Annotated in this window: 8 protein-coding genes; 3 read left to right on the forward strand and 5 right to left on the reverse strand. The window is 65.7% G+C overall.

Annotation, left to right across the window (positions count from 1 at the left end):
• Positions 1-116 precede the first annotated feature (116 nt).
• Genes N826_RS11440 through N826_RS11450 form a run of 3 tightly spaced genes read left to right on the forward strand, consistent with a single transcriptional unit; the run spans position 117 to position 3,108 of the window.
• Positions 117-818, forward strand: coding sequence for a hydrolase (locus N826_RS11440; RefSeq protein WP_044428761.1), 702 nt, complete (start codon positions 117-119; stop codon positions 816-818).
• A gap of 41 nt (positions 819-859) precedes the next feature.
• Positions 860-1,153 (forward strand): DUF1427 family protein, encoded by a 294-nt coding sequence (locus N826_RS11445; RefSeq protein WP_063772240.1) that lies wholly within the window; start codon positions 860-862, stop codon positions 1,151-1,153.
• Positions 1,150-3,108 (forward strand): amidohydrolase, encoded by a 1,959-nt coding sequence (locus N826_RS11450; RefSeq protein ID WP_084720668.1) that lies wholly within the window; start codon positions 1,150-1,152, stop codon positions 3,106-3,108. The genes N826_RS11445 and N826_RS11450 overlap by 4 nt, the downstream gene beginning before the upstream one ends.
• 166 nt (positions 3,109-3,274) lie before the next feature.
• Here N826_RS11450 and N826_RS44740 read toward each other — a convergent pair whose 3' ends face one another.
• The 5 genes from N826_RS44740 to N826_RS11470 all read right to left on the reverse strand — a co-directional run bounded on the left by N826_RS44740 (position 3,275) and on the right by N826_RS11470 (position 9,611).
• Positions 3,275-3,865 (reverse strand): hypothetical protein, encoded by a 591-nt coding sequence (locus tag N826_RS44740; RefSeq protein WP_084720685.1) that lies wholly within the window; start codon positions 3,863-3,865, stop codon positions 3,275-3,277.
• 149 nt (positions 3,866-4,014) lie between these two features.
• Positions 4,015-5,415 (reverse strand): sensor histidine kinase, encoded by a 1,401-nt coding sequence (locus tag N826_RS39890; RefSeq protein WP_052831063.1) that lies wholly within the window; start codon positions 5,413-5,415, stop codon positions 4,015-4,017.
• Positions 5,416-5,486: 71 nt separating this feature from the next.
• Positions 5,487-6,473 (reverse strand): CorA family divalent cation transporter, encoded by a 987-nt coding sequence (locus N826_RS11465; protein ID WP_052831064.1) that lies wholly within the window; start codon positions 6,471-6,473, stop codon positions 5,487-5,489.
• Between the two features lie 136 nt (positions 6,474-6,609).
• A complete protein-coding gene (locus N826_RS45705; protein WP_280178476.1) occupies positions 6,610-6,741 on the reverse strand; it encodes a hypothetical protein in 132 nt (43 codons plus the stop codon).
• 5 nt (positions 6,742-6,746) lie between these two features.
• On the reverse strand, positions 6,747-9,611 hold the full coding sequence (locus N826_RS11470) for a [protein-PII] uridylyltransferase (RefSeq protein WP_044428764.1): 2,865 nt from the start codon (positions 9,609-9,611) through the stop codon (positions 6,747-6,749).
• Positions 9,612-9,696: the final 85 nt, after the last annotated feature.

The raw sequence follows: 9,696 nt of genomic DNA on the forward strand, positions 1-9,696 counted from the left end.
TCAGCCTTAACAGCAATACCAACGTATATATAAAAGAGACCCAGAGGCAATATCGCCCCCCGGCCGGAATCTTCATGCTGCGCGGCATCGCAGGGAATCAAGAAGAGGGACGAGCCATGGGCATCACCACCAAGCCGGAGCTTCTGACTCCGACCAACTGTCAGGTCATCTTCATCGACCAGCAGCCGCAGATGGCGTTCGGCGTTCAGTCGATCGACCGTCAGGTGCTGAAGAACAACACCGTGGCGCTCGCCAAGGCGGCGAAGGTATTCGACATCCCGGTGACGCTGACGACGGTCGAGACGGAAAGCTTCTCGGGCCACACCTATCCGGAACTGCTCGGCGTCTTCCCCGACCACCCGATCCTCGAGCGGACCTCGATGAACTCCTGGGACGACCAGAAGGTCCGCGACGCGCTGGCGAAGAACGGCCAGAAGAAGGTCGTCGTGTCCGGCCTGTGGACGGAAGTCTGCAACAACAGCTTCGCCTTCTCCGCGATGGCCGAGGGCGGCTACGAGATCTTCATGGTCGCCGACGCGTCGGGCGGCACCAGCAAGGAAGCGCACGATTACTCCATGCAGCGCATGATCCAGGCCGGTGTCGTGCCCGTGACCTGGCAGCAGGTAATGCTGGAATGGCAGCGCGACTGGGCGCACCGCGACACCTACGACGCCGTCATGAACATCGTGCGGGAGCATTCCGGCGCCTACGGCATGGGGGTCGACTACGCCTACACGATGGTCCACAAGGCGCCCGAGCGCGTCAAGCACGGCCAGCGCCTGGACCCGGTCGCCGCGAACAAGCTGGCCGCCGAGTAATCCGGAGCAGCCCTTTCCTTCCCGTGGCGAGAGGTTTTGCCATGAAAGCCTATGTCATAACCCTCGCCGTCGGGCTCCTGGTCGGCGCCCTCTACGGCCTGCTGAACGTGCGCTCCCCCGCCCCGCCGGTCATAGCGTTGATCGGACTGCTCGGCATCCTGATCGGCGAGCAGATCCCGCCGATGGCCAAGCGGCTGCTGGGCGGGCAGGCCATCACCGTGTCGTCGCTCCGCGAGAATTGCGGCGAGCACGTCTTCGGACGCCTGCCGACCGCTCGGACCTGCTCCGGCAATATCGAACCCAATACCGCACCCAAGGCGAAGACCGCAGCATGACCGATCCCAACCGCCGCGACATCATCGCCGGCGCCACGGCGCTCGGCCTCACAGCCCTGATGAGGACACCCGCCATGGGCCAGACCGCCACACCCGACCTGATCCTGATCAACGGCAAGTTCACCACGCTCGACCGGTCGAACCCGTCACCCCAGGCTGTTGCGATCACCGGCGGCCGTTTCTCCGCCGTCGGCGACGCCGCGGACGTCATGGCGGCCAAGGGACCGTCCACCAGGGTCATCGACCTTGGCGGCCGCCGCGCCATTCCGGGCCTGTGCGACAACCACATCCACGTCATCCGGGGCGGGCTGAACTTCAACATGGAGCTGCGCTGGGACGGCGTCTCCAGCCTTGCCGACGCGATGGACATGCTGCGGCGGCAGGTCGCCAACACGCCGGCTCCCCAATGGGTCCGCATCGTCGGCGGCTTCACCGAACACCAGTTCGCCGAAAAGCGCCTGCCGACGCTGGAGGAGATCAACCGGGCGGCTCCTGACACTCCCGTCTTCATCCTGCACCTCTACGACAGGGCGCTGATGAACGCGGCGGCCCTGCGGGTCATCGGCTACACCAAGGATACCAAGGACCCGCCCGGCGGAATCATCGAGCGGGACGCCCAGGGCAACCCGACCGGCCTGCTGATCGCCAGCCCCAACGCCGGCATCCTTTATTCGACGCTCGCCAAGGGGCCGAAGCTGCCGTTCGAGTATCAGGTGAACTCGACCCGGCACTTCATGCGCGACCTCAACCGCCTCGGCGTGACCAGCGTCATCGACGCCGGCGGCGGCTACCAGAACTACCCCGAGGACTACGAGGTCATCGACCGGCTGCATAAGGACGGCGAGCTGACGCTGCGGATCGCCTACAACCTGTTCACCCAGAAGCCGAAGGAAGAGAAGGAGGATTTCCTGCGCTGGACGTCCCAGTCCAAGTACCAGCAGGGCGACGACTACTTCCGGCTGAACGGGGCTGGCGAGATGCTGGTCTACTCCGCCGCCGACTTCGAGGACTTCAGGGTCGAGCGTCCCGACATGCCGCCGGAGATGGAGGGCGAGCTTGAACAGGTCGTCCGCGTCCTGGCCCAAAACCGCTGGCCCTGGCGGCTGCACGCCACCTACGACGAGACGATCTCACGCTCGCTCGACGTCTTCGAGAAGGTCAACGCGGAAATTCCGCTCGACGGCCTGCACTGGTTCTTCGACCATGCCGAGACGATCAGCGACAAGTCGATCGACCGCATCGCCAAACTTGGCGGCGGCATCGCCGTCCAGCACCGGATGGCCTATCAGGGCGAATACTTCGTCGAGCGGTACGGCAACGAGGCGGCCGAGCACACGCCGCCGATCAAGCGCATCATGGACGCGGGCGTCAAGATCTCCGCCGGCACCGACGCCACCCGCGTCGCGTCCTACGACCCCTGGGTCTCGATCTCCTGGCTCGTCACCGGCAAGACCCTGGGGGGGTTGCGGCTCTATCCCGAACGGAACTGCCTGGACCGCGAGACGGCGCTGCGGATGTGGACGGAGAACACGACCTGGTTCTCCAACGAGGAGGACAAGAAGGGCAACATCAAGACCGGCCAGCTTGCCGATCTGGTCGTTCTCGACCGCGACTACTTCGAGGTCCCGAGCGACGACATCCGGCACCTGCAATCGGTCCTGACCATCGTCGACGGCAAGCCGGTCTACGGCGTCGGCCCCTTCGCCGGCGACGCACCGACCCCACCGCCCGCCATGCCGGACTGGTCGCCGGTCCGGACCTTCGGCGGCTACCACAAGCAGACCGCCGATGCCCGGCCAAGTCAGTTGGAACGTGTCGCTGCCTCGGCCTGCAGCTGCGCCAGCGGATGCGGCGTCCACGGCCACGCCCATGCCGACGCCTGGGGCTCGTCCGTCCCGGTCTCCGACCTCCGCACGTTCTGGGGCGCGCTCGGCTGCTCCTGCTGGATGGTGTGATACCGCAGCCGGAAAGTTCCAACTTGTCGGCGCGTCGATGTCGGGCTGAAGAGGCCCGACACGGCTCGATCCGGTGTCGGCACTGGCGTTTCAGGACAGCGTCACCCGTAGGTCGGGCCTCTTCGGCCCGACACCTAACCTTCCAGACCGACTGATGTTCGGTGCTTCAAAGGCCGAAGGTCAGCTGCTTCACTTCCGGCTTGAACTTCCGCGCCGCCTTGGCCGCTTTCGCCTCCGCTGCGGCGGCGGCCTTATCCTCCGGTACCGGCTTCACAGGCACAGGTTTCTCCGGCACAGGCTTCGCGGGCGCCGCCTCGACCGGAGCGGCCTGGACCTCGGCGGCGGGCTGCTCCAGCTTCTCGGCCTTCTTCTTGCGGGCGGCCGGCTTCCGCTCCCCCGCCGGCTTTGGCGACTTGCCGACGCCCTTTGCGGCGCGCTCCAGCGCTTCGTCCCTGGCGATGGCTTCGGGCGACTGCGGATCGCCGCTCAGCCATTTTCCGCGTTTGATGACCTCGTTGACGCGGCCCTGGTTGACGCCCAGCTTGAAGGCGATCTCCTGCTGGGTCATCTTGGTGTTCTCGTGGAGGATCACGATCTGCTGCGCCAGATCCGGCGTCATCTTCCGCCCGGTCACCCGACGGGCCGGCGCTACGGACCGCTTGGCGCGGTCGCGCTCCTTAAGCTTTTCCAGCACGGCGAGGGCATTGTCCATCCCCTGCTCGCGCAGCGCTTCTTCGAATTCCTTGAGCGTCGTCATGACGGACAAACCCCCGAAGTTGTCGGCCCTGCAACTGGTGACGCCGGGCGATCTCATCAACCACCGTGAAATTAAAAGATAAGTTCCTTTCCATAGAATCAACAAGGGAAAAACGAAGTCTTCCGGCAACTTAACATCAATCGACTGCGTCAGGCGGCGATCGGCAGGTGGAAGATCACGGTCGTACCCTGCCCTGGACTGCTCTCGATCTTCAGGCTGCCGCCCTGAAGCCCGACCAGCGCATCGACGATGGGAAGACCCAGCCCCGTACCCTGTCCGGAATTGGCGTAGATGTTGAAGCTCTGCTCGAACGGCTTCAGCAGGCGGGGAATATCGTGGGGGTCCATGCCGATACCGGAATCCTTGACGACGAACCGGACCAGCCCGCGCTCGAAGCGCAGGATCGCCAGGCTGACCGTCCCGCCGGGCTGGGTGAACTTGACCGCATTGGACAGCAGGTTCAGCAGGATCTGGCGCAGCGCCTGGGGATCGGCCAGGCACGGCGGCGGCTGGACGGCGTCGAAGACCAGGGTGATGCGCCTGACGCGGGCGGCATGGTCGATGATCCTCAGCATCTCCTCCGCGATGGGCAGCGGATCGGTCGGCGTCACCGCGACCGTCAGCTTGCCCGCCGTCGCCTTGGAGATATCGAGGATCGAGTTGATCAGCCCCAGCAGATGGGTCCCGGAGAAGTGGATGTCGTCGGCATATTCCCGGTAGCGCGGATGGCCGAGCGGGCCGAAGATCTCGCTCCGCTGCATGTCGGAAAAGCCGATGATCGCGTTCAGCGGCGTCCGCAACTCGTGGCTCATCATCGCCAGGAACTGTTCCTTGGCCCGGCTGGCGTCCTCCGACCGGTTCAGGGCATCCTCGAGCTGGACGCTGCGCTCCTGGACCTGCCGGTTCAGCCGCTGTACCGCCATCATCAGCAGGCAGAAGACCACCAGGATATTGCTGACGATCGACACCAGAAAATGGATCGCGTGCGCCGGGAAGCGGCCCATATGGTCCGGTTCCGGCGGCGATATCAGGGTCGATCCCGCCCGCGCCGCCAGCGTCAGCGACACCAGCGCGAACAGCACGGCGGCCGTCAGCGTCGTCAGCCTCATACCGGGCACGGCGCTCCGCAGCAGCTCGCGCGATGTCATCAAGCCGCCGGCCGCCAGCGCCAGGGACAAGGCCACGATCCGGACCGAAACGTCGTCCTGAACCAGGGTGAACCAGCCCTGGTTCAGGACCAGCGCCGCCGTCGCGGCCACTATCGCCGTCCAGCGCACCGGCAGCGCGTTGAACGCCCGCACTCCGTTGTAGAAGCAGCCGAAACTCAGCGCGATAAGCGCGTTGGATATTAGGATCGCCGGCAGCTCCGGCAGGGCCAAGCCTCTCAGTACGGAGATCAGCGTGCTGATCCCCAGCAGGAGCGTCGCCAGGGTCCAGAACGTCAGCCCGGGCAAATGGCGGTGCTGCAACCAGAACACCAGCATCAGCATGCCGAGCGCCAGCGAAACGAGAGAATGGACGACGACCAGTGTGAAGATATCGATTGTCATAACGCCGGGCTTTCAGAGCTTCCCTCTGATAACCCGCCGATGATTAATTTCATATGGACACGAATGGTTGGTCAGAACCAATGCTTGACCTTCAGCAGCAGAAGCGTCGCTCCGGCCGACGCCACCATCAGCACCATGACCCACCAGAACGACAGGGCGTCATGGGTGCCGGGCAGGCCTGCCACGTTCATTCCGAAGATGCCGGTGACCAGCGTCATCGGCAGGAAGATCAGGGTGACGATCGACAGGCGGAACAGGTTGCGGTTGGCCTCTTCCGCCAGCTTGGCGGAAAACTCGTCCTGAAGCACTTTCGCCCGGTCTTCGGCGGCGCCCAGGTCCTCGGCGACCGACGAGAACCGCTCGCCCGCTTCACGCAGGTCGTGCAGGTCGTCGGCGGACCACCAGGACGGCGGCTGGCTCAGCAGCCGCGACAAGGCGCGGCGCTGAGGCAGCAACTGGCGGCGCAGGCTGACGATCTGGCGGCGTAGGTCGCCCAGCTGGCTGCGCAGGTCGTTGGAAATCCCGACCAGGATCGCATCCTCGATCTCGTCCAGCCGCTCCACCATCTCCTCGATGACCTTATGGAAGCTGGCCGCCAGATGGTCGATCAGGGCGCCGATCAGCTCACCGGTGGTGGCGGGATGGAAGCCGTCGCGGATGTCCAGGCGCAGCTTGTCCACCGCCGTCAGCGGATGGCTGCGGGTCGTGATCAGCGTGTTGCGGGTGAACCAGACGTGCAGGGTGCCGATGTCGCCGGATTGGCCGGAGAAATCGTGCTGGACGTCGCTGAGGGTGCCGACCAGCCCGTCACCGCATCGCTCGAACCGTGGCCGGATGTCGTCGGACGCGACCAGGACCTCGCGGACGATCTCGGGCAGTTCCGACCGGTCGCCGATCCAGTTGCGCATAGGCCAGACCGCGATGTTCAGGTGCGCCCAGAGGAACCCGTCGGGTGTGCGCATCAGGTCGCCCAATACCGGCAGCGACAGCTCCCGGACGCTTCCGTCGGAGCCGAAGCCGTAGGCGCAGATCAATCCGGCGGCAAGAGTCTCGGTCATCGCAAGCGCCCCGTGCTGCAAGGGTTTCGACGGGCACCATCAGGCGCGCGACTTATATCATTGCAGTGCGAAAGAGCAATGCGGATGCGGCAAAGCGGCGGCTGTCGGCCAGAGCCGTGTCAGTCGGGTGTCCGCGTCAAAACGGAATGCCGACACGCCATTCGGTGTCGCTGGCGCTGCCGCCCTTGGCGCTGACACTGACAGGGCCGGCGCAGCCCGCCAGCAGAACCGCGAACAGCAGCGCCGCCGGCCACAGGCAACGCAGCACCGCCGTCATTCCGCGGCCGTTTCCGCCGGGGTCTTGCGCCGGGGCAGTGCCGGCTTCTTCTGTTTCGAGCGCGCCTTGCTGCGCTCGGCGGCGGAGAACCGCCCGCTGTCGGCCTGGGCGTCGGCGACCGGGTCGGACAGCGCCGTCAGCACCTTTTCCCGGATCTGCGCCAGCTTGCTCTCATGCGTGATCTTCAGCCCGAAGACGTCCTTGACGTAGAAGACGTCGATCGCCTTTTCGCCATAGGTCGAGATCTTGGCCGATGAGATCTGGAGGCTCAGATTGGTCAGCGCCCGCGTGACGTCGTAGAGCAAGCCGGGCCGGTCGCGGCCGTTCAGCTCGATCACGGTATGGGTCGTGCTGGCCTTGTTGTCGATCAGCACGCGCGGCGGCACCTTGAACACCCGCGTCCTGTTGGTCAGCCCCGGCTTCCGCTTGGCAAGCTCCTGCAACGGACGGAGCTGGCCGGACAGGGTGCGCTCGATCATCACGGCCAGCTTGGCGAGCTTGTCGCCGCTGTCGAAGGCGCCCCCCGCCGCGTCCTGCACCAGGAAGACGTCGACGGCCATGCCGTTGGTCATCGTGAAGATCTTGGCGTCCAGGATGGTGGCGCCCGACAGCGCGAAGGCGCCGGCCAGACGCGAGAACAGTCCGGGATGGTCGTGGGTGTAGATCGTAACCTCGGTCACCGCCCGGCTGCGGTCGATCCGCGTGTCCACCGTCAGCGGCGCCCCTTCCCGATCAGCCCGCCGCATCAGCCTGGCATGGTGGGCGTGGGTGTCGGGATCGAAGCTCAGCCAATAGGCCGGATAGCCGTGGGACAGGTGGTTCTCGATATCCTCGCCCGTCCAGTCCGTCAGCAGGCCGCGCAGCGCCGTCTGTGCCGCATTGACCCTGCGCTCGCGCCGCAGGGCGCTGACTACGCCGGACATCAGGTCCTCGGCCCGGTGGTAGAGTTCGGCCAGCAGGGTCGACTTCCAGGCGTTCCAGCGACCGGGACCGACCGCGCGGATATCGGCGGTCGTCAGCACCAGCAGCAGGCGCAGACGTTCCGGCGACTGGACCAGTTCGACGAAGTCGCGGATCGTCTTGTCGTCTTCCAAGTCGCGCTTGAAGGCGGCATCCGACATGTTCAGGTGCCAGCGCACCAGCCAGACCACCGTTTCCGTCTCCTCCGCCGAGAGCCCCAGGCGCGGGCACAGCTTCTCCGCCACCTTGGCACCCAGGATGCTGTGGTCGCCGCCGCGTCCCTTGGCGATGTCGTGGAGCATCATCGCGACGAACAGCGCCCGGCGCGACACCAGCTTGTGGATGACCTCGCTCGCCAGCGGCAGCTCGTCCTTCAGCGCGCCCGACTCGATGTCGTGCAGGATGCCCAGCGCGAACAGCGTGTGCTCGTCCACCGTGAAGACATGGTACATGTCGTACTGCATCTGGGCGACGATCCGGCCGAAATCCGGCACGAAACGGCCCAGCACGCCGGCTTCGTTCATCCGGCGCAGCGCCACTTCCGGGTCCTTGCGGGACGTCAGCATCTCCAGGAACAGCCGGTTGGCTTCCCCATCGGCCCTCAGCTTGGGTCCGACCACGCCCAGCGCGCGGGTCAGCGCCCGCAGGGCGTTGGGATGGATGTCCAGCCCATGAACCTGCGCCACGTGGAACAGGCGGACCGTGTCGAGCGGGTTGTCCTTGAACTGGCGGTCGTAGCGAATGTTCAGCCGCTCGCCGTCGAGCAGGAATCCCTCGATATCCTTCCGCGCCTGAGCAAGCCGCATCAGCGAGAAGCGCGGCGGGCGCTTGGCCTCCGCCTCCAGGTTGGCGCAGAAGATCCGGGTCAGGTCGCCGACATCCTTGGCGACCAGGAAGTAGTGCTTCATGAAGCGCTCGACCCCGATCAGGCCGGCATGGTCGGTATAGCCGAGCCTCCGGCTGATGTCGGCCTGCACGTCGAAGGTCAGGCGGTCCTCGCCCCGGCCGGTCAGGTAATGCAGGTGGCAGCGCACAGTCAGCAGGAAGTCCTGGGCCTTGGCGAACTTCGCGACTTCTTCCGCCAGCAGCACCTGCTTGTCCAGCAGTTCGGAGACTTCATCGACCTTGTAGTAGTACTTCGCGATCCAGAACAGCGTCTGGAGGTCGCGCAGACCGCCCTTGCCTTCCTTGATGTTGGGTTCCAGCACGTAGCGGCTGTCGCCCAGCCGGCGGTGGCGGGCATCCCGTTCCTCGAGCTTCGCCTCGATGAAGGCGGGGCCGGTGCCGGCCGCGATCTCTTTGGCGAAGCGGCGGCGCAACTCGTTGAACAGCTTCTCTTCCCCATGGAGGAAGCGGGCTTCCAGCAGGCTGGTGCGGATCGTCACGTCGGCCTTGGCCTGCCGCATGCACTCGTCCACCGACCGGACGGCGTGGCCGACCTTCAGCCCCAGGTCCCACAGGATATAGAGCATGTGCTCGAACACCTGCTCCACCCGAGGCGTCCGCTTATAGGGCAGCATGAACAGCAGGTCGAGGTCGGAGAACGGCGCCATCTCCCCCCGGCCATAGCCGCCGACGGCCGCGATCGCGAACAGCTCTCCGGCCGTCGGGTTGGCGGCGGGATAGATGCCGGTGGTCACGTGGTCGGCCAGCGCCCGGATCACCTGATCCATCAGGTAGGCGTTCTGGCGCACGCAGTCGGTGCCGCTGCCCCCCGCTTCCAACCGCCGCCGCACCTCCGCCCGCCCTTGCTCCAGCGCCGCGCGCAAGGTCGCAAGGACATGGGGCCGAAGGGCCGGTCCCGTGCCGTGCTGCTTGACCAAGGCGGCCAGTTCGGCGCTCAGGCTGCGCTTTGAGACGATAGCTCCCCGGTCGGGGATGGTTTCGGAAGGTGTCAGCATATCTGGAAAACGCACTCACGGTCTGGACGGTACCGCCCGACCGGCTCAACCCGGCAGGACCACACCCTGTTCACATCACATATGG

Origin of the sequence: Skermanella aerolata KACC 11604 (genome assembly GCF_000936425.1) — a bacterium.
GTDB lineage: Bacteria > Pseudomonadota > Alphaproteobacteria > Azospirillales > Azospirillaceae > Skermanella > Skermanella aerolata.

What these genes read in the sequence shown, in the direction of transcription:
- N826_RS11440 (WP_044428761.1), top strand. Translation starts at nt 117, where the DNA reads ATGGGCATCACCACCAAGCCGGAGCTTCTGACTCCGACCAACTGTCAG.
- N826_RS11445 (WP_063772240.1), top strand. Translation starts at nt 860, where the DNA reads ATGAAAGCCTATGTCATAACCCTCGCCGTCGGGCTCCTGGTCGGCGCC.
- N826_RS11450 (WP_084720668.1), top strand. Translation starts at nt 1,150, where the DNA reads ATGACCGATCCCAACCGCCGCGACATCATCGCCGGCGCCACGGCGCTC.
- N826_RS44740 (WP_084720685.1), bottom strand. Translation starts at nt 3,865, where the DNA reads ATGACGACGCTCAAGGAATTCGAAGAAGCGCTGCGCGAGCAGGGGATG.
- N826_RS39890 (WP_052831063.1), bottom strand. Translation starts at nt 5,415, where the DNA reads ATGACAATCGATATCTTCACACTGGTCGTCGTCCATTCTCTCGTTTCG.
- N826_RS11465 (WP_052831064.1), bottom strand. Translation starts at nt 6,473, where the DNA reads ATGACCGAGACTCTTGCCGCCGGATTGATCTGCGCCTACGGCTTCGGC.
- N826_RS11470 (WP_044428764.1), bottom strand. Translation starts at nt 9,611, where the DNA reads ATGCTGACACCTTCCGAAACCATCCCCGACCGGGGAGCTATCGTCTCA.